The organism is Falsochrobactrum tianjinense (assembly GCF_019100495.1).
GTDB classification, from domain to species: domain Bacteria; phylum Pseudomonadota; class Alphaproteobacteria; order Rhizobiales; family Rhizobiaceae; genus Brucella; species Brucella tianjinense.
In genome coordinates this window covers 292,797-312,200 of sequence record NZ_JAHRVA010000001.1, presented here as the reverse complement: position 1 = coordinate 312,200, position 19,404 = coordinate 292,797, and the positions used below count along the sequence as shown (strand labels likewise).

Here is a 19,404-nt window from a genome sequence, read left to right as displayed (position 1 = left end):
TGCAATCCTGCCCCATGACTGGTCCAGGTCGTGAGCCATTGCGGCTCTTTGGCGGCATGATCGAAAGCGCCCTGTGCGCCCTCATGCCAGATGGGCATATGCCCATAATAAAAATCAAAGGGGCGACGTTTTGAGGCGTCGCCCGATTTTGCCGTTAGCGGCGCAGGCCCAAACGGGCGATAAGCGCCTGGTAGCGCGCTGCGTCCACGCCCTTGACATAGTCAAGGAGACGACGGCGCTGCGAAACCAGTTTCAGAAGGCCGCGACGCGAATGGTTGTCATTCTTGTGGCCCTTGAAATGCTCGGTAAGATTGGAAATACGCTCGGAAAGAACGGCTACCTGAACTTCAGGAGAACCGGTATCGCCTTCTTTGGTGGCATATTCCTTGATAAGTGCTTGCTTACGCTCAGCGGTAATCGACATCGTAACACCCTTTCTTGATGAGAGGAAACCAGTCGCCCGGGCCGGGATGTCGTCCAGCGCGGGTCATTAACACGATCTGACGTACATTTCGTACGATCGATGATGGGCATATAGTGCAAAAATGGCGGAAATGCCAGTCTCAAATATCTCGCTATATTCAGGCAGTCTTCTCAGCCCGCCGTGAATACGCGCTTGGGCTTGAACTGGCCCCGCTCGATATAGCCGATGGCGAGCAGTTTGCCGCGTGTAGTCACGCAGGCTTCGTCCGCATCCAATGGCGCATCGCGGCCACGCAGGATCACCGGATTGCCAAGGCGAACACGCTGCGCCTGATCCTCTGTGAGCGGCACCTGCGGCAGACAATCAAGTGCGGCGCCCGTTTCTATCACCAACGCATCAAGCGGCGAGAAATCGCGGCGCGGCGCCGGTTCAACGGCTTCACCATCTTCATTCTTCGGCGGCAGCGGCGGCCATGCTTCCTCAAGTTCCGCGAGTGTCACAAAATCCTCTTCCGTGAAGGGCGCGACCTCGATGCGGCGCAGGTCCGAAATATGGCCGTAACAGCCAAGATCGCGGCCCATGTCACGTGCGAGCGAGCGAACATAGGTGCCCTTGGAACATTCCACTTCGAATTCGGTCCGGTCGGCATCGGGAAAGCCAACGATCTCAAGACGGTCGATTTCGACTTCACGGGCCGGAATTTCCACCGTTTCGCCTTCGCGGGCAAGATCATAGGCGCGCTCGCCATCGATCTTGATGGCTGAAAACTGCGGCGGCACCTGTGAAATCACGCCAGTATAATCGGGCAAAAGGGCTTCGACTTCCGCGCGCGAGGGGCGCTTGTCGGAGGTCTTGGTCGCCTCGCCTTCCAGATCGTCGGTCGAACGCTCCTGCCCCCAGCTTACGGTAAAGCGGTAGATCTTGGTCCCGTCCATCACATAAGGAACGGTCTTGGTGGCTTCACCCAGCGCGATGGGCAACATGCCGGAAGCAAGCGGATCGAGCGTACCGGCATGACCGGCTTTTTCTGCATTGAACAGCCACTTGATCTTGGAGACCGCTTCAGTCGATCCCATGCCCTTCGGCTTGTCGAAAATGACCCATCCGGAAACCGGACGGCCTTTTTTCTTGCCCCGTCTTGCCATGCTTTATTCTTCTCCGTTGCGGGAAACGCTACCCGCATCATCATTTTCATCATCATGCGAAAGATCGCGCGCCACTTCCGGCGAGCGGAGCAGGGCGTCGATCTTTGAGAAATTGTCGAAACTCGTATCGGGCCGGAAGCGGAATTCCGGCATATATTTCATCTGGCGCAGGTTGGGCGCCACGCGTCCACGAATGAATTTCGCGTGAGAAGCCAACGCTTTAACGATCAGTTGCGGATCAACAGCCCCAAGCGGAGTGATGAAGCAAGTCGCGATCTTGAGATCGGGAGACATACGCACTTCCGAAACAGACACAACCGTCTGCTCAAGCACTTCGTCGCGGATTTCACCGCGCTGGAGCACTTGCGCCAATGCGTGACGCACCTGCTCGCCCACGCGAAGCTGGCGCTGGGAAAGACCGCCTGAGCCTTTCGGGTCATGGGAACGTGCCATAGCCTTAATCCTCGACAAGCGGCGTGAAAAGCCGGAATGCCCCGCATGGGCATCCGGACATAAGCCGCGAACTGAAATCTATAATCTGCCGCGATCCGAACAGGAGTCAGACCCTTCGGACCGGGCAATGTAAAGTTTGGTAAAAGTCGGGCCGGCCTGGCGGCGGCCCGACGATATTCATATTACAGCGAACGCGAGACGTGTTCGACGCGGAAGGCTTCGATGATATCGCCTGCGCGCATATCGTCGTAATTCTCAAACGCCATGCCGCATTCCTGACCGGACGGCACTTCGGACACTTCATCCTTGAAGCGCTTGAGCGTCTTGAGCTTACCTTCGTGGATGACCACGTTGTCGCGGATGAGGCGTACGCCCGCACCACGTTCGACCTTGCCCTCGGTGACACGGCAACCGGCGACCTTGCCGACCTTGGTGATGTTGAAGACTTCGAGAATCTCCGCATTGCCAAGGAAGGTTTCGCGGCGTTCGGGCGACAGAAGGCCGGACATCGCAGCCTTAACATCATCGATCAGATCATAAATGATATTGTAGTAGCGGATTTCGATGCCCTGCTGCTCAGCGGCGTCTCGTGCCTGCTTATTGGCGCGGACGTTGAAGCCGATGATTGCGGCATTGGAAGCTTCGGCCAGCGATACATCGCTTTCCGTGATGCCGCCTGCACCCGTATGAACGAGGCGAGCGCGGACTTCATCGGTGCCGAGCTTTTCAAGCGCCGAAGAAATCGCTTCGATGGAGCCCTGCACGTCACCCTTGATGACAAGCGGGAATTCCTTCGTGCCGGACACCTGAAGCTGGCTCATCATGTGCTCAAGCGAGCCGCGCGAGCCGGTTTGGCGCGCCACGGCCTTATCACGGGCAAGACGCTGGCGATATTCGGCGATTTCACGCGCCTTGGCTTCGTTGGTAACCACTGCAAAACGGTCTCCCGCCTGCGGCGTGCCCTGAAGTCCGAGGATTTCCACCGGCATCGCAGGACCGGCTTCCTTCACATGCTCGCCACGGTCGTTGACCAGCGCACGCACACGGCCCCATTCATTACCGGCAGCAATGATGTCGCCCGGATGCAGCGTGCCCTTCTGGACCAGAACCGTCGCAACCGAACCGCGGCCACGATCGAGCTGGGCTTCGATGACGACACCTTCCGCAGTACGCGTCGGGTCGGCCTTAAGGTCGAGGATTTCAGCCTGCAACAGAACCGCTTCAAGCAGCTTGTCGATGTTGATCCTGTTCTTGGCGGAAACCTCGACGTCAAGAACTTCACCGCCCAGAGTTTCCACGAAGACTTCATGTTGAAGCAGCGTGGTGCGCACCTTCTGCGCGTCGGCTGTGGGCTTGTCGATCTTGTTGATCGCCACGATGATCGGCACCCCGGCCGCCTTGGCGTGGTTGATCGATTCGATCGTCTGCGGCATGACGCTGTCGTCCGCAGCCACCACCAGAATGGCTATATCGGTCGCCTGCGCGCCGCGAGCACGCATCGCGGTAAAGGCGGCGTGACCCGGCGTATCGATGAAGGTGATTTTCTGGCCGTTCTGTTCCACCTGATAGGCACCAATATGCTGCGTGATGCCGCCTGCTTCACCCGAAACAACGTTCGCATGGCGGATGGCGTCAAGCAGCGAGGTCTTGCCGTGGTCAACGTGGCCCATGATGGTGACAACTGGCGGACGCGAAATCATCGCAGCCTGATCGTCCTCGACATTGAAGATGCCTTCTTCAACATCGGACTCGGCCACGCGCTTTACGGTGTGGCCGAATTCCTCGGCGATAAGCTGCGCCGTATCGGCGTCGATCACATCGCCCGGCTTCATCATCTGACCCTGTTTCATCAGGTATTTGATGACATCGACGGAACGTTCGGCCATGCGCTGCGCCAGTTCCTGAAGCGTGATCGTTTCGGGAACGGTGACTTCGCGTGCGATCTTTTCGCGCGTTTCCTGCATCTGGGAACGCTTGAACTTTTCCTGCCGGCGGCGCATCGCAGCCAGCGAACGGCTGCGGCCACCTTCATCGTCGAGATTGCTGGTGAGTGTGAGCTTGCCGCGACGGCGGTCTTCCGCACCCTTCACGACCTTGGGCGCGCGTACTTCGGGCTTTGCCGGAACGCCGCGACGCACAGCCGAACCGCGGCGCTCGTCATCATCCGTCGCCACATTCTTGCGCTGCTGGCTTTGCGGAAGCGGCTTGTTGGCCCCTGGAATGACATCAGCTATCGGAGAAGCGGAAGCCGGAGCCGGGCGTCCGCCCTGCGGACGAGCCGTCTGCGATGCCGGTCGTGCTTCACCGCGCGAATCCGATTGGGGTACACGCTTGCTGGCTTCAGCTTCGGAGCGGGCACGCGCTTCGGCTTCAGCCTTGAGACGGGCCTCCTCCTCAGCCTGACGGCGGGCGGATTCCTCACGCTCCTTGGCACGGCGTTCATCTTCTTCCGCACGGCGCTTTGCTTCCTCGGCGGCACGGATGCGGTCCTCGGCATCGCGAACCCGCGCTCCTTCAAGCGCGCGGCGGCGAGCATCCATTTCTGAACGCGACAACGTGTTCAGAACCATGCCGGAGCGATCGCCTGAGCGCGGGCGCTGGGCCTGCTGCGTGTTGGAGCGCTGTGCCGCACGCTGATTTTGCGAAGCCACATGCGGCTTGGGCGTCACCGGAGCGGGTGTGGGCTGCGCCTTAGGCTGGGGAGCCGCAGCGGCGGGCGTGGGCGCAGGTGCAGGCGTTTCCGCAGCAGGCGCGGGCGCAGGCTTGGGAGCTGCAGCCGTCACTTCCGCTTCGGGCTTTTCATCAGGCCGCGAGAATTTGCGCTTCTTGGTTTCAACGACGACAGCCTTCGTGCGGCCGTGGCTGAAATTCTGGCGCACGGTGCTCTGCTCGACGCCTGACCGTTTCAGGGTCAGCGTCTTCTTGGGATTGACGCTCAGCGTCTTGTCGTCGTTCGTTTTATCGTTCATTACGTTTCCGTTTCCTTCGCAGCTTCTGCCGCTTTACTCGAGCATCATCCAGAACGATGAAATCAGTTCGGACAGCGCTCCAGTCATCCACTTCAGCGCATAATCACTCCGGCACATATGCCGAATTGTCGATTATGCTCCAGAGCGGATCCCGTCTTACCGGAATTTAGAGAACCGCTCCATTAATTCATATCGCAGCAGCCGAACTGCCCGACCTGCCTGCCTTCTATGCATTTTTTGGTGGAGAAATCATCTCGTCTCCACGATAGCGGTGCAATAATTGCACCCGTTGCACAACACCCGCTGCCGCTTGCCCATCAAGCACGGCAGCATGTATCACATTTCCGCTCCCAAATGCCAAATCCATTTCTTCTCCCGTGAAAAGAGAAAAGGACGGGATTTGGGGACCATCCATATGCACCACTACCCGGCGCGCCTGATCGAGCTTGCGCACTCCGTCAGTCGCGGCTTCCTGCGCATGCAGCACCATGGCAGCAGCGCCCGTGCGGATCGCCTGATCGACCTTGGTCGAGCCGGAAACCACGGCACCGGCCTTGCGCGCCAGAGCCAGACTGCCCAGCGCCGATTTCGTCAGCAACTGATCCACCAGTGCGCCGAGATCGTCCTGTGCCGTCACGCTGTCCTTCAGCCCTCGCGCAAAAAGCTTGCGCCTGACTGCCTCATCCACCAGATGCCGTTCGGCCTTCACCCAGCACCCCCTGCCCGGCAGGTTGCGCTTGAGATCGGGCACGACCGAGCCGTCTGGACCGGCCACGAAGCGGATCATATCATCGGCAGAACCAGCTTGGCGCGTGACGATACAGGTTCTGTCATTCATATCCTGCTGCCTCACGCGAAATTAAGCCTTACCCTGCCGTACATTCTACTCAAATCTCAAAGCCCGCCGTAACGCTGGCTACGAAATCACAAGAACCACTTCGGACCTTGTTTTGCCGCATTATCCAAACGCAAAGCCGCTACGCACTTTTGCTGGAAATGCTCTAGCAGAGCCGGAACCGCACTTCAACCGCGGGATGGAGCGGTTCCAGACTTGCTGGAAACGCTCCAGCTTACGCCTAAAATCCATCAGGCGTAAGAATAACGCATTTGAGCGCGGTTACGAAGCGGCTTCCTCACCGCCCGTTTCGGCCTCTTCTTCTGTTTCCTCGGCTTCCTGCGCCGCGGCCAGTTCCTCTTCGGTAATCCAGCCTGCCTTCAAACGCGCGGCCAGCACCATCTGTTCCGCATCGACGCGCGAAACATCGAACGGCGACAGCACACCGCCATGGGCAATGGTGTCACCCTCCTTGCGCTCGCGCCAGCCCACCAGATCGTCGGCGGCATAACCGGCGAAGTCCTCAATGGTCTTCACGCCGTCTTCGCCAACCGCGACCATCATCGCCGTGGTCATGCCCGGCAATTCGCGCAGGTCGTCCTCGACACCCAATTCCTGGCGACGGCCATCCTGCTCGGCTTCGATACGCTCGAGATATTCGCGGGCGCGCTGCTGGATTTCGCCAGCCGTGTCCTCGTCGAAACCATCGATGGAAGCGATCTCGCTCAATTCCACATAAGCAAGCTCTTCCACAGAGGCAAAACCTTCGGAAGCAAGAACCTGGCCGACCATCTCGTCGACATTGAGCGCTTCCATGAAGAGGTTCGAACGCTCGACGAATTCTTTCTGGCGACGTTCGGATTCCTCGTCTTCGGTGAGAATGTCGATATCCCAGCCGGTGAGCTGCGAAGCAAGGCGCACGTTCTGACCGCGACGACCGATTGCAAGTGATAGTTGGTCATTGGGGACGACAACTTCAATACGTTCGGCATCTTCATCAAGCACGACCTTGGCGACTTCCGCCGGCTGGAGCGCATTGACGATGAAGGAAGCCGCATCGGGCGACCATGGAATGATATCGATCTTTTCGCCCTGAAGTTCAGCCACGACCGCCTGAACGCGGCTGCCGCGCATACCCACGCAGGCACCAACCGGATCAATGGAGGCATCACGCGACACCACGGCGATCTTGGCGCGCGAACCTGGATCGCGGGCTACCGACCTGATCTCAATGATGCCGTCATAGATTTCCGGCACCTCCATGGCGAAGAGCTTCGCCATGAATTGCGGATGGGTGCGTGAGAGGAAAATCTGCGGACCACGCTGCTCACGACGCACGTCGTAAACATAGGCGCGGATACGGTCGCCATAGCGGAAAGCTTCACGCGGGATCAGTTCGTCACGGCGCACGATGGCTTCGCCACGACCCAGATCGACAATCACATTGCCATATTCGACGCGCTTGACGGTGCCGTTGACGATCTCGCCGACCCGATCCTTGAATTCGTCATATTGGCGGTCGCGCTCGGCTTCACGCACTTTCTGCACGATAACCTGCTTGGCCGACTGGGCAGCGATGCGGCCAAAATCCATCGGCGGCAGCTGATCCGCGATAAAATCGCCAATCTGCGCGTCGGGATTGCGGTCGCGGGCAGTGAAGAGCGAAATCTGCGTAGCGTAATCCTCGACAGTCTCAACCACTTCGAGCAAGCGCTGGAGCTTGATCTCACCGGACTTTGCATTGATGTCGGCGCGGATATTGCTTTCCTGGCCATAGCGCGAACGCGCCGCCTTCTGGATCGCATCGGCCATGGCCGCAAGGACGATTTCACGGTCAATCGACTTCTCGCGCGCAACAGCATCGGCGATCTGTAGAAGTTCCAGCCTGTTTGCACTGACTGCCATAGGTCTCTCCTTGGTGACGCATCCGGTATTTTCCAGATACCGGATGCCTGAAACTTATTTCTTTTCCGCGTCTGCTTCTCCGGGCGCGGCTTCTTGCGTGTCGTTGCTTGGATCACTGCCCAGATCATCACCGGGAATGCGGCCTTCACGCAGGGCCTTGTCCCTGCGCAGCGCATCGCGGATCAGATCGTCGGTCAAGATCAGACGCGCATCCGAAATCAGGTCGAACGGAATACGCACCACAGGCTCATTGCCATAGGATATCTGATCGCTCTCGATCGTAACTGAATCCGTATCACCAATCACGATACGGCCACGGAACTTGCGGCGACCCTCATGCATGGCCGAGGTTTCCACTTTGGCGATATGCCCTGCCCAATCGGCAAAGTCCGACTTGCGTACCAGCGGACGGTCGATGCCAGGCGAGGAAATCTCCAGGTGATATTTTCCGCTAACCGGATCTTCCACATCAAGCACCGGCGAAACCGTACGGCTGACCAGCTCGCAATCCTCGACCGTCATCGTGCCATCCGGACGCTCGGCCATGATCTGCAGGGTCTGACCGTTCAGGCCGGACAGGCGAACGCGCACCAGACGGAAACCCAGCGTGTTGAGGACCGGCTCAACAACGTCCGCCACTTTCGCATCGACACCTGTTTCGCGCAGAATGCGCTCATTTACACCGGAATCGGGTGCGCCGGAATCGGGCGTCTGCACCTGGTCTGTCTGATCCTGTTCCGTCAACTCAAAACCTCTCGAAGGGGCCGATAAAGCTCATTTACAGGGCCGCAGGTAACAAAAAAGAGCGGGACCGGGTGGACCCACTCTTGTTCTAACGACCAAGAATTTGAGAGTTATATACCAGCAAGCGCTGCTTTTTTCAAGAGCCGCGCCCGTATTGTTTCACTTTCTGATGAAAGTCAGATAGGCAGCGCGGCGGCCTTCGCGAAACGCCTTAGCCTCGTAACGGGTTCCGGGCCAGCCTTCATAGGCGCCGTTCCAGTCGGCGGGGCCTTTCGCCTGCCAGTCGAAGGCATCGTGCCAGCGGCAATGCTGGAGCGTCCAGTTGACATAATGTTCGATGTCGGAAGCAAAGCGGAATTTCGAACCCGGCTTGAGCACACGCGCAAAACGGTCGAGATTGGCATCGCTGACGAAACGGCGTTTCCAATGGCGACGCTTGGGCCATGGGTCGGGGTAGAACAGATCGATACCCGACAGCGAGGCATCCGGCAGCCAGTCGAGAACCGCTGTCGCGTCCTCATCATAGAGGCGCAGATTGGGGCGCGGCTCCGTGTCCAGCGCCGTCAGCATTTTCGCCATGCCATTGATGAAAGGTTCGATACCGATGAAACCCGTTTGCGAGCAGCGGCCCGTCTCGTGGTGCAGATGCTCACCGCCGCCAAAACCGATTTCCATACGCACTTTTTCGACCGGCGCATCGAACAATGTGCGAAGATCCTGCGGCGCGGGCTGGCCGGGATCGAGTTTCAGACGCGGCAGCAGGTTTTCAAACAGCTCGCTCTGATGCTGGCGGAGCGGTTTGCCGTGACGGCGGCCGAAGAAATTTCCGGCCGCGCGTGTTGGGTGGGGTTCATCGATCATAAATCAATCAGGCCGTAGGGCCGCCTTCAAAGCCTTGGTCAGATCGGTCTTCTCCCACGAGAAAGACCCGTCACGCCCCGGCTTGCGACCGAAATGGCCATAGGACGAGGTCTTGGCGTAGATCGGCTTGTTGAGGTCAAGATGCTTGCGGATGCCGCTCGGAGAAAGATCCATCACATGGCGCAGCGCATCCTCGACAGCGGATTCAGCAACCTTGCCCGTACCATGCAGGTCGACATAGACCGAAAGCGGCTGGGCGACGCCGATGGCATAGGAAAGCTGAATGGTGCAGCGCTCAGCAAGATCGGCGGCAACCACATTCTTGGCGAGATAACGCGCAGCATAGGCTGCGGAACGGTCGACCTTTGTCGTATCCTTGCCCGAAAAAGCGCCGCCGCCATGAGGGGCCGCGCCGCCATAGGTGTCCACGATGATCTTGCGGCCCGTAAGTCCGGCATCACCGTCGGGACCGCCAATGACGAATTTCCCGGTCGGATTGATATACCAGTTGCAATCATCGGCTATCGGCAGGTCGCCCAAAGCCTCGCGGATGTAAGGCTCGACGACGGAGCGTACTTTGTTCGAATCCCAGCTCGCATCCAGATGCTGCGTCGAAAGGACGATCTGCGTAACTTCCGCAGCTTTTCCGTCCTCATAACGCACCGTCACCTGGCTCTTGGCGTCAGGGCCGAGCTTGCCAGGATCGCCTTCGCCCTTATGACGGGCTTCTGACAGCTTTTCCAGAATCTTGTGAGAATAGTAGATCGGCGCGGGCATGAGGTCAGGTGTCTCGCGGCAGGCATAGCCAAACATGATGCCCTGATCGCCAGCACCTTCCTCGCCCTGACGGTCGGCAGCATTATCCACGCCCTGCGCGATATCCGCTGATTGCGGATGCAGCAGCACGTCGATCTTCACCGTACGCCAGTTGAAGCCGTCCTGTTCGTATCCAATTTCGCGGATCGCCTTGCGCGCCGCCGAACGGAAGCGCGATGGATTGATGACCGGGTGACCGGCGGCATCCTTGAGGATTGAGCCGTCCTTATTCTTCTTCAGGAAAGTTTCCGGCACCCGCACTTCACCGGCGATAACCACGCGGTTGGTGGTGGCAAGCGTTTCGCAGGCAACGCGGACCGACCAGGGGTCGACGCCGGAGCGGCGCGCTTCCTTATAGATCATGTCCACGATTTCATCGGAAATACGGTCGCAAACCTTGTCCGGATGGCCTTCGGACACCGATTCACTGGTGAAGAGATAAGAACTGCGCGACACGGGTAACCCCTCTTGAAAATCCGACGGAGCCAATGCCCGTCATGGAAACACAGTAGCGCCCGGAATAGGATCCGGGCACACCAATGTGTTAGCGAAGTTGGGAATAAACCGTCAATGCATATTCTTGTCGTGGCGGCGACTTACAGGAAAAAATCTTCCGGAAAGCCAGCGATTATTCGCCCCAATCATTCACCATCGGCAAGCGACTTCACCAGATCGATGATCTTGCGGCGGACTTTGGGATCGGAAATCCGGGTAAATGCGCGGGTAAGCTGCACACCTTCATTGGAATTCAGAAAATCGACGACATAGGTCGCCTCGTTATCTTCAGCAAAACCGCCCTGCCCCGCAATGCCGGAACCAGGCGCATCCTCGAAAAAAAAGGAAACCGGCACCGTCAGAACCGACGAGATCGCCTGAAGGCGGCTGGCCCCCACGCGATTGGTGCCTTTTTCGTATTTTTGGATCTGCTGAAAGGTAATGCCAAGGCTTTCACCGAGCTTTTCCTGACTGAGACCCAGCATATTACGGCGAAGACGGATACGGCTGCCGACATGCACGTCGATAGGATTGGGTTTCTTCTTATTCTCAATCATACAGCTGTTACTCCTCGCGGCTGCGAGCTTTCATTCATGCCCCATTCATTCGAACAGGGTAATATCCAATAGCGGGAGGTAATCCGACGGTTTTGCACGGAGAACCATCGTATCCACAATATACAGCTTAACAGAATTAGCATGTCAATGAAAACGCCTGCTAAATGGCAGTCGCAACCACAAGCATGCCGACAGTAGGGTTAATAGTATCACAAGCGTCTGTTTCACTCCAGGCGACCTGCCCCAAAATGGGACATGCGCCTGCGGCAGATAGGCGTCGATGACTCCCACAGCATCGAGCGGCAGTTCCTCGGTGATTCGACCATAAGCATCCACTATGGCAGACACGCCGTTATTGGCGGCGCGCACCAGCGGCAGTCCTTGTTCAACACTCCTGACCTGCGCCTGCCGGAAATGCTGATGCGGTCCCGGCGTGTCGCCATACCAGGCATCGTTGGTGACATTGACGATAGCGGTCGGCTTGCGGCCCGTATAGCCAAGCTCGCCGGGAAAAATCGCCTCGTAACAGATCAGCGGCAGGAAGGTCTGCCCTTCCATGACATTAATCGCATGGCGCGCCCGGGCCGGGGTGAAACCGCCCGGCATCTCGACCACTTCCTGAAGGCCCAGACTGCGCAGCCAACGCTCGAAGGGCAGGTATTCGCCAAAAGGAACCAGATGGACCTTGTCAGAATAATCCGTAACCCTGCCGCGCGTGTCGATGGCCAATATGGAATTGTAATAGCGCGACTCGCGCCGGGGTACGGTTTCCTCGCGCACTGCGCCGGTCAGCAGAACCTGCTCATCCGTCACTGTGTGCGCAATGCGCGTAAGTGCTTCAGGCGTTGACGACAATATATAGGGAACCGCGGTTTCCGGCCAGACGATCACATCAGGCACCGGCTTGCCCGCAGCGGGCGGCTGCTCCGACATGGCGATGAATTTATCGAAGATCGCACGTTTTTCCCCGTCATCCCATTTGAGGCTCTGCGTGATGGAAGGCTGCACAATGCGCACCGACAGCGTTGTGTCGTCTGCCCCGATTGCAGGGGCTTTCGCCAGCACCCATGCGCCATAGCCGACATGACCGGCGGCAAGGCCCAGCGCCAGAACCATGCCGCTCCTTGCCAGCCGCCCGCCTGCGAGCAGAGCGGGAGCCGCAAACAGGAAGGCTGCGAGCGCGCTCATGCCGGCCAACCCGGCAATGGCTGACGACTGCATCAGCAGAGGCGTGGGCATGAGGGCATAGCCCAGCGCATTCCATGGAAAGCCGGTAAAAAGAAATGTGCGCAGCCATTCGGCAAAGCCGAAACCCAGCGCGAGCGCGAGAATACGCCCCAGACCGTCCGACCAGAACAGCCGCGCGACCATCGCCGCACAAGCATAAAACAAGGCCAGGAAAGCGGGCAGACCCAGAACCGCGAGCGGCAAGGCCCAGGCGAACTGCTCCGCATCGACCAGAAGTGCAGCCCCGATCCACCACAGGCCCGCCACGAAATAACCAAAGCCAAACCACCAGCCGATCATCGCTGCGGGCAAGAAGCGGCGGATCAACCCCTTGTCGGGGTCAGGTCTGGCGCTATCAATGAGCCAGACGAGGATTGGAAAGGCGAGAAAACCCGCAAAAAGAATATCGAAGGGCGGCTGCGTCAGGATGGCGAAAGCGCCACATAGAAAAGCGGCCAGCGCACGATGCCAGCCGCTCAAAGACCTGCCCCTCCCCGCCAGCCTTTCGATCATCCGGCCTCTTTGGAGTTTTCAGGCAGGCTTTCGGGCGCTTGCTCCTCGGGAGAATCATCGGATTTGACGGAGCCTGCCGCGCGCTGCTGCCTGCGACGATGAGCTTCGGAAAGCGGCACAATGCGCACCTTCTTCACGCGGCGCGGATCGACATCCAGCACATGAAATTCGTAGCCTTGCACCGCTTGCACGACTTCGCCGCGCACCGGAATACGGCCCAGAACCGAGAAGATGAGGCCGCCAACCGTGTCAACGTCATCGCCGTGCTCACCCACCTCAAAGGACGGGCCGATCTTTTCGGACAATTCGTCGAGGTCCGCGCGGGCATCGACAACGAACACGCCATCAGCTTCTTCCGCGATCATGATTTCTTCGTCGTCATGCTCGTCTTCAATATCGCCCACGACCATTTCGACAATGTCTTCCAGCGATACCAGGCCATCCGTGCCGCCATACTCGTCGATGACCAGCGCCATCTGGATATGGCTTGCCTGCATGCGCGCCATCAGCCCGCTGGCCATCATGGATGGCGGCACGAACAGGACCTTGCGCATGAGATTAAGCTCGCCAATCGTCTTGGACAGATCGATGCGGCTCATGTCGAATATCGGGGCGTTTCGGCCTTCCGGCGGCTTGCGCGTCGTGCTGCGGCGGGTCGTCTTCTGGCGCGCCTGCCGCGTGATGAAGTTGAGCACGTCACGGATATGGATCATGCCGCGCGGGTCGTCCAGCGTTTCGGCATAGACCGGCATGCGCGAACGGCCCGATGTTTCGAACAGTTCGAGTGCTTCCCACAGCGGCGTGGCGATCTCAATGGCCTCGACATCGGCGCGCGGGATCATCACATCCTCGACGCGGATTTCGCGCAGGCGCAGGATGTTATGCAGCATCGCCTTTTCTTCAGGCGAGAAAGCAGCGCCCTGCTCGCTTGTCGTGGAGGAAAGGGCATCGGCCAGATCCTCGCGCAAGGTGGAGGATTGGCGTGCGCGCATGAAGGGGAAAATATTCGACAAAAGGGAGCGCTTTTCGGCCAGCGGCCGCTGCGTACTTTGTCCTTCGGGGTCCTGCGTCTCGCTGCGGCCTTCGCCTGCGGACGATGAGTTTGTGTTCTGGTCTGACATGATCAATCTGTTTCGATGTTTAAACCGGATACAGCATAAGGGTCCGGGATGGCAAGAGCATGAAGAATTTCACGCTCAAAGCGCTCCATTTCCTCCGCTTCCTCCTCCGTCTCATGATCGTAACCCAGAAGATGCAAAAAACCATGCACAATGAGATGGGTGAGGTGATTTTCGAGCGGCTTGCCCTCGCCGAGAGCCTCCCGCTCCACCGTTTCGCGCGCGATGATGATATCGCCGAGCATGGGGCCGGGCTGATCGCCTGCCTTCACGGGAAAAGCGGGGAAGGAGAGCACATTGGTCGGCCTGTCCTTGCCGCGCCACTGCGCGTTCAATGCCTGAATGGAAGCATCGTCGGTGAAAACCAGACTCAGTTCGCTTTCAGAGGGCTTCAGCCGGAGATTGTCCCACGCTGCGGCGACGGCGCGTTTCGCCAGCCCCTCAAGAGCGGTTTCATCCGGCCAGCTGCCGGCTTCGATCATGATATCGATGTGGATCGCGTTGTCTGGCACTTCTTGCGCGGAATGCGTTGACGCAAACCGCTTATCCTTCCAATTGTTAAAGAACTGTCCGCCTTCGGCGGACAGAAATTCTTAGATCGTCATTCGCCGGCGCGATTGCAAGAACGGTTTTCGCTTTTCCGACTCAGACGCTTTTACCGTGCCGGTCATAGGCATTGACGATCGCCGCCACGAGCGGATGACGAACCACGTCCTTTTCGGTGAAGCGCACCTTGACGACCGCATCCACATCGGCCAGCACGTTGAGCGCTTCGACCAGACCAGATTTCTGCCCCGGCGGAAGATCAATCTGGCTCGGATCCCCATTCACCATCATGCGCGAGCCTTCGCCAAGGCGCGTGAGGAACATCTTCATCTGCATGGATGTGGTGTTCTGCGCCTCATCCAGAATGACGGCGGAGTGGGCGAGCGTGCGTCCGCGCATGAAGGCGAGCGGCGCAATCTCGATGACGCCTGCGGCAATAGCGCGTTCGACCTTTTCCGCCGGTATCATGTCATAAAGCGCATCATATAGGGGGCGAAGATAGGGATCGACCTTTTCCTTCATGTCGCCGGGCAGGAAGCCGAGCCGCTCTCCTGCCTCAACGGCAGGTCTCGACAGGATGATGCGTTCCACCAGCCCGCGCTCCAGCAGCATGGCCGCATGGGCGACCGCCAGATAGGTTTTGCCGGTTCCCGCCGGTCCGACCCCGAAGACCAGTTCCGAGCGATCGAGGGCGCGCATATAGGCGTCCTGTGTCGCGGTGCGGGCAAAGATCGTCTTCTTGCGCGTTGAAATCTGGGCTGCGGAAATCTTGCCTTTGGTTTCCAGCGTCGGCAGCGTCAGCTGGTCATCGGCAGCTATCGCCATACGCAATGCGCCATCCACATCGGATTGCGTCAGTTCATGGCCCTTTTGCAGATATTCATAAAGCTGGTCGAGCGCACGACGGGCCTGTTCGGTCGCCGTAGGTTCGCCGCGAATGGTAAGCTCATTGCCTTTGGAGCGCACATCGACGCCCAGTTTCTGCTCGATCAGCGCCAGATTCTCGTCGAACTGGCCATAAAGCGCACTGGCAAGGCGATTATTGTCGAATGTAAGTACGATATGGGCCATATCCGAGGCCCCGGCAACCGGGCTGCTGGACGGGCTTTCTTGCGTTTGAGTGGTTGGCTTGGCAGGTTTCAACTTTTCCGTAGCGCTCAACCGGATCTCCCCGAATTCACCTGTTAAAGGTTCACGCATTGCGATCGCATTCCCGGCAGGACTCGGGCAAGGACTCACTCGCCACAGGACTGCCTCGAAAGCATCATGCCCTTAGGCGAGTTTTTGCGCAATAAGACTATTCGTGCCGGTGGCAGTGATTTGCACATGAATAATCTCGCCGACCGCATCGCTATTGTCTTCGACGATGGCCGGAAGCAGCCATGGGGAGCGGCCCACCATCTGACCGGGGAAGCGGCCCGGCTTCTCCAGAAGCACGTCCATCCTGCGCCCGATCATCGAATCCTGAAACGCATATTGCTGTTCTGAAAGCAGCGCCTGAAGCCGTTGCAGGCGCTCGTCCTTGACCGCCTCATCGACATGATCGGCAAGTTCGGCGCCCGGCGTTCCGGGGCGCGGCGAATATTTGAACGAATAGGCCTGCGCGTAATTCACCTCGCGCACCAGCGCCATCGTATCCTCGAAATCCTGATCCGTCTCGCCGGGAAAACCGACGATGAAATCGCCCGACAGCGCCAGATCGGGGCGAACGGCGCGGATACGTTCGATCAGGCGCAGATATTCATCGGCCTTGTGGCGGCGGTTCATCGCCTTCAAAATGCGGTCGGAACCCGATTGTACCGGAAGGTGCAGATAGGGCATCAGCTGCCGCAGATCGCGGTGGGCTGCAATCAGCGCATCATCCATATCGCGCGGATGGCTGGTGGTGTAGCGCAGCCGCGCCACGCCCGGAATACGCGCGAGCCGGAACAGCAATTCGCCAAGGCCCCATTCGCGGCCATCGTCGCCCGCGCCATGCCATGCATTGACGTTCTGGCCCAGAAGGGTGAGTTCGCGCACGCCGCTATCGGCAAGGCGCTCGGCTTCCGCGACAATCTGCGCCACGCTGCGCGAGACTTCCGAGCCGCGCGTATAGGGCACCACGCAGAAGGTGCAGAACTTGTCGCAGCCTTCCTGCACGGTGAGAAAAGCCGAAACGCCGCGCTTGCGCACGTCTTCGCGCCTTGGTGCAGGCAGATGCTCGAACTTGTCTTCGATCGCGTAATCGGTTTCGACCACCTTCTCGCCGCCGCGCACCCTTGCAAGCGCCTTGGGCAGGCGATGATAGGTCTGCGGACCAATAACCAGATCGACATTGGGCGCGCGGCGCAGGATTTCCTCGCCTTCGGCCTGCGCGACGCAACCCGCCACGCCAATCGTCAGTTCCTTGCCGTTCGCTTCACGCTTATCCTTCATCTTGCGCAGGCGACCCAGCGCGGAATAAAGCTTTTCCGATGCTTTTTCGCGAATATGACAGGTATTGAGCAGGACCAGATCGGCATCGTCGGGCGTATCGGTCGCAACATAGCCTTCCGCAGCAAGGCTGTCGGCCATGCGCTGGCTGTCATAGACATTCATCTGGCAACCATAGGTCTTCACGAAAACCTTGCGTGTATTGCCACTGTCCGGCGTGTTCTGGATCTTGGTCATATTTTCGCTCATCGCGGCTATCTACAGTTTTTATCGCTCTTTTGGAAGGCGACAAACTGATCGGGTGTCATTCTTGTGAAATCTCGCGACCAAGCAGCGCGCTTTGCAGCAATGCTCGCACCCGCCCTTCCGTGACCCGCGCCAGCATTTTGCGATCCGTATCGGTGGTGACAATCACCGGCTCGCCAAAGCGTACTTCAACATCAATCGCCCCTTCGCGCAGAATGCCCTTGAGATGCGGCAGCAATTCGACATCGCCGGGCCATGAGACGATCGGGCGATGATAGCGCCCCATGGTCATACCGTGCAGTCGCGTATAGGCGATGGCGACCGGCTGGACGATCACTTTGTCCACACCCGTCTCCCGGATTGCGGCATGGGCCGCGCCAAAAAGTGCCGTCTTGAAGGGCAGGACGCGATTGCCGTCCGATGTGGTGCCTTCGGGAAACAGCACCATCGCGTCGCCTGCCGCAAGCCGGGTTGCGATCTCGGAGGTCTGCTGGGCGGTCTTGCCGCGCCGCTCGCGTTCCACGAACACAGTGCGTTGCAGAACCGCGAACATGCCGAAGACAGGCCAGCTTCTCACCTCTGACTTGGCGATGAAGGAGACCTGTCCAACTGCGGACAGGATGATGATGTCGCTCCATGAAATGTGATTGGAAACGAGCAGCAGCGGCCTGTCCCGGTGCATTTCGCCAAAAGTGCGAATGCGAAACCCAAACAGGCGTGCGACGGTTCGATGAAAGAAGTTCGGCAGGCGGCTTTTCCAGCCATATTTGAGTTTAAGGAAGATATATTGCACCGGAATGAGCGAGAGGCTCAGCGCTGCAAACGCCGCCAGCACCAGAATGACGCGGATTGAACCGATCATTGCGACCTCTTGAAATCGCGCCGGAAAATGAAGGCGGAGGAGCGGCCATTTTCGGTTTCATAATAGGCCGGACGAGAACCGACCTTGCTGAAACCCAGCTGGCGGTAAAGCGCCTGTGCCGCCACATTGGTCTCATCGACTTCCAGAAACAGCGTTTCGGCGCGCTCCTGATAGAGATGACGCAACGTGGCATCCATCAGCGCGCGTCCCACGCCCTGCCGCTGCATATTGCCTGCAACCGCGATGGTGAGGATTTCCGCTTCGCCTGCCACCAGACGGGCCAGCACAAAACCACATGCCTTGCCGGGCTTTCCCTGCGGGCGGGCGACAAAGCCGAAAACCGCGTCCTGCGCGATCAGCGAGCGGAAATCGTCTGAACTCCAGCCCTGATGAAAGGCTTGTGCGTGGATGCGTTGGATCTCGGCGCTATCGCGCGCGCCAAGCGGCTCGACCAGAACCGGCCTGCGGCCAAAGCGCCCGAATAAAAAGCCCATCATCGCCCTATTCCCCAGCGGGACGGCGCGGCAAGGCAAAGCCGGTTTGCGGCTTGGCATCAGGCCCGCGCATGTAAAGCGGCTTCGGAGCTTCCCCCGTCTCGCGTAAGGACGCAAGCTTCGCATAGGTGCCGATACGCCCTGTCGGCTCGCCCCGTATTACCGTAAATGCGCCCGCAAGCGCTTCATTGATCGCATTTGCAGCAGAACCGGCCAGCACGGTTTCGGCGGATTGCCCTCCTGCAAAGCCTGTTGCCTCCTCGCGTGACAATACCATAGGCGCGGCCTGCGCCGTCCCGTTAGCGCTAAAGACTTGCGCATAAATCTCTCCGCGATGCGCATCGAGCAGCACCAGAACCGGCTTTGCCGGATAGGTTTCGGCCGTCTCGCAGGCCAGCGCCTCGAAAGCGCTGATGCCGATGGCCGGACGCCCCAGCGCCAGCGCGAAACCGCGCGCAGCCGACACGCCTATGCGCACGCCGGTAAAGGAGCCGGGGCCGATATTGACCGCCACCCGGTCGATCTGCGACATGGCAGTCGCGGCCTCCGTCATCGCCCGCCCGACATAATCCATCAGCACTTCCGCATGGCCTTTGCCGATATTCTCGCTCACTTGCGCAAGAACAAGATCACGCTCCGAATCATAGATTGCAGCGGCACACCAGGAAGCAGCGGTATCAAGGGCAAGTATCTTCATGAACTTCGCGTAGATCAGAAATCGCGCCGCGACAAGCCAAAGGCATCAAGCAGGACAAATTTTTGCATCCAAATTTCACATTGAT

General features: G+C 58.8%; 18 protein-coding genes. All 18 read right to left on the bottom strand.

The annotated features are described in order from the left end of the window. Positions 1-154: 154 nt before the first annotated feature. Positions 155-424 (bottom strand): 30S ribosomal protein S15, encoded by a 270-nt coding sequence (rpsO, locus tag KUG47_RS01485; protein WP_217676190.1) that lies wholly within the window; start codon positions 422-424, stop codon positions 155-157. Positions 425-594: 170 nt separating this feature from the next. Then, positions 595-1,569, bottom strand: a complete 975-nt coding sequence (gene truB / locus KUG47_RS01480; protein ID WP_217676189.1) for a tRNA pseudouridine(55) synthase TruB — start codon at positions 1,567-1,569, stop codon at positions 595-597. 3 nt (positions 1,570-1,572) lie between these two features. After that, positions 1,573-2,022 (bottom strand): 30S ribosome-binding factor RbfA, encoded by a 450-nt coding sequence (gene rbfA / locus KUG47_RS01475; RefSeq protein WP_217676188.1) that lies wholly within the window; start codon positions 2,020-2,022, stop codon positions 1,573-1,575. 182 nt (positions 2,023-2,204) lie between these two features. After that, positions 2,205-4,991 (bottom strand): translation initiation factor IF-2, encoded by a 2,787-nt coding sequence (infB, locus tag KUG47_RS01470; RefSeq protein ID WP_217676187.1) that lies wholly within the window; start codon positions 4,989-4,991, stop codon positions 2,205-2,207. Between the two features lie 226 nt (positions 4,992-5,217). After that, positions 5,218-5,844, bottom strand: a complete 627-nt coding sequence (locus tag KUG47_RS01465; RefSeq protein WP_217676186.1) for an RNA-binding protein — start codon at positions 5,842-5,844, stop codon at positions 5,218-5,220. A gap of 264 nt (positions 5,845-6,108) precedes the next feature. Then, positions 6,109-7,731, bottom strand: coding sequence for a transcription termination factor NusA (nusA, locus tag KUG47_RS01460; RefSeq protein ID WP_217676185.1), 1,623 nt, complete (start codon positions 7,729-7,731; stop codon positions 6,109-6,111). 54 nt (positions 7,732-7,785) lie between these two features. Beyond that, positions 7,786-8,475, bottom strand: coding sequence for a ribosome maturation factor RimP (rimP, locus tag KUG47_RS01455; protein ID WP_422718041.1), 690 nt, complete (start codon positions 8,473-8,475; stop codon positions 7,786-7,788). 159 nt (positions 8,476-8,634) lie between these two features. Next, positions 8,635-9,336, bottom strand: a complete 702-nt coding sequence (locus KUG47_RS01450; protein WP_217676184.1) for a tRNA (guanine(46)-N(7))-methyltransferase TrmB — start codon at positions 9,334-9,336, stop codon at positions 8,635-8,637. 3 nt (positions 9,337-9,339) lie between these two features. Continuing rightward, positions 9,340-10,608 (bottom strand): methionine adenosyltransferase, encoded by a 1,269-nt coding sequence (gene metK, locus KUG47_RS01445; RefSeq protein ID WP_217676183.1) that lies wholly within the window; start codon positions 10,606-10,608, stop codon positions 9,340-9,342. Between the two features lie 185 nt (positions 10,609-10,793). Continuing rightward, positions 10,794-11,204: a helix-turn-helix domain-containing protein gene (locus tag KUG47_RS01440; RefSeq protein WP_217676182.1), complete on the bottom strand. Its 411-nt coding sequence runs from the start codon at positions 11,202-11,204 to the stop codon at positions 10,794-10,796. A 144-nt stretch (positions 11,205-11,348) separates the two neighbouring features. Continuing rightward, positions 11,349-12,944, bottom strand: a complete 1,596-nt coding sequence (gene lnt, locus KUG47_RS01435; protein ID WP_217676181.1) for an apolipoprotein N-acyltransferase — start codon at positions 12,942-12,944, stop codon at positions 11,349-11,351. Further along, the gene (locus KUG47_RS01430; RefSeq protein WP_217676180.1) at positions 12,941-14,065 is read right to left on the bottom strand and encodes a hemolysin family protein; all 1,125 of its coding nucleotides are present in this window, start codon (positions 14,063-14,065) and stop codon (positions 12,941-12,943) included. The genes lnt and KUG47_RS01430 overlap by 4 nt, the downstream gene beginning before the upstream one ends. Before the next feature lie 2 nt (positions 14,066-14,067). After that, positions 14,068-14,574 carry an rRNA maturation RNase YbeY gene (ybeY, locus tag KUG47_RS01425; protein WP_217676179.1) on the bottom strand — a complete coding sequence of 169 codons (507 nt, stop codon included), beginning with the start codon at positions 14,572-14,574 and terminating at the stop codon, positions 14,068-14,070. Between the two features lie 133 nt (positions 14,575-14,707). Continuing rightward, positions 14,708-15,769 (bottom strand): PhoH family protein, encoded by a 1,062-nt coding sequence (locus KUG47_RS01420; protein ID WP_217676939.1) that lies wholly within the window; start codon positions 15,767-15,769, stop codon positions 14,708-14,710. A gap of 111 nt (positions 15,770-15,880) precedes the next feature. After that, complete coding sequence (gene miaB / locus KUG47_RS01415) at positions 15,881-17,269, bottom strand: tRNA (N6-isopentenyl adenosine(37)-C2)-methylthiotransferase MiaB (RefSeq protein WP_217676178.1); 1,389 nt, start codon at positions 17,267-17,269, stop codon at positions 15,881-15,883. 55 nt (positions 17,270-17,324) lie between these two features. After that, the gene (olsA, locus tag KUG47_RS01410) at positions 17,325-18,128 is read right to left on the bottom strand and encodes a lyso-ornithine lipid O-acyltransferase (protein WP_217676177.1); all 804 of its coding nucleotides are present in this window, start codon (positions 18,126-18,128) and stop codon (positions 17,325-17,327) included. Further along, the gene (gene rimI, locus KUG47_RS01405) at positions 18,125-18,625 is read right to left on the bottom strand and encodes a ribosomal protein S18-alanine N-acetyltransferase (protein WP_217676176.1); all 501 of its coding nucleotides are present in this window, start codon (positions 18,623-18,625) and stop codon (positions 18,125-18,127) included. Before rimI ends, olsA begins: the two co-directional genes overlap by 4 nt. Positions 18,626-18,629: 4 nt before the next feature. Next, complete coding sequence (gene tsaB, locus KUG47_RS01400; RefSeq protein WP_217676175.1) at positions 18,630-19,319, bottom strand: tRNA (adenosine(37)-N6)-threonylcarbamoyltransferase complex dimerization subunit type 1 TsaB; 690 nt, start codon at positions 19,317-19,319, stop codon at positions 18,630-18,632. Positions 19,320-19,404 lie beyond the last annotated feature (85 nt).

Bases quoted from the DNA above. Each gene is read 5' to 3' on its own strand.
- olsA (WP_217676177.1), bottom strand. From the start codon at position 18,128: ATGATCGGTTCAATCCGCGTCATTCTGGTGCTGGCGGCGTTTGCAGCG.
- KUG47_RS01450 (WP_217676184.1), bottom strand. From the start codon at position 9,336: ATGATCGATGAACCCCACCCAACACGCGCGGCCGGAAATTTCTTCGGC.
- truB (WP_217676189.1), bottom strand. From the start codon at position 1,569: ATGGCAAGACGGGGCAAGAAAAAAGGCCGTCCGGTTTCCGGATGGGTC.
- rbfA (WP_217676188.1), bottom strand. From the start codon at position 2,022: ATGGCACGTTCCCATGACCCGAAAGGCTCAGGCGGTCTTTCCCAGCGC.
- miaB (WP_217676178.1), bottom strand. From the start codon at position 17,269: ATGAGCGAAAATATGACCAAGATCCAGAACACGCCGGACAGTGGCAAT.
- lnt (WP_217676181.1), bottom strand. From the start codon at position 12,944: ATGATCGAAAGGCTGGCGGGGAGGGGCAGGTCTTTGAGCGGCTGGCAT.
- nusA (WP_217676185.1), bottom strand. From the start codon at position 7,731: ATGGCAGTCAGTGCAAACAGGCTGGAACTTCTACAGATCGCCGATGCT.
- rpsO (WP_217676190.1), bottom strand. From the start codon at position 424: ATGTCGATTACCGCTGAGCGTAAGCAAGCACTTATCAAGGAATATGCC.
- rimI (WP_217676176.1), bottom strand. From the start codon at position 18,625: ATGATGGGCTTTTTATTCGGGCGCTTTGGCCGCAGGCCGGTTCTGGTC.
- KUG47_RS01440 (WP_217676182.1), bottom strand. From the start codon at position 11,204: ATGATTGAGAATAAGAAGAAACCCAATCCTATCGACGTGCATGTCGGC.
- infB (WP_217676187.1), bottom strand. From the start codon at position 4,991: ATGAACGATAAAACGAACGACGACAAGACGCTGAGCGTCAATCCCAAG.
- KUG47_RS01430 (WP_217676180.1), bottom strand. From the start codon at position 14,065: ATGTCAGACCAGAACACAAACTCATCGTCCGCAGGCGAAGGCCGCAGC.
- tsaB (WP_217676175.1), bottom strand. From the start codon at position 19,319: ATGAAGATACTTGCCCTTGATACCGCTGCTTCCTGGTGTGCCGCTGCA.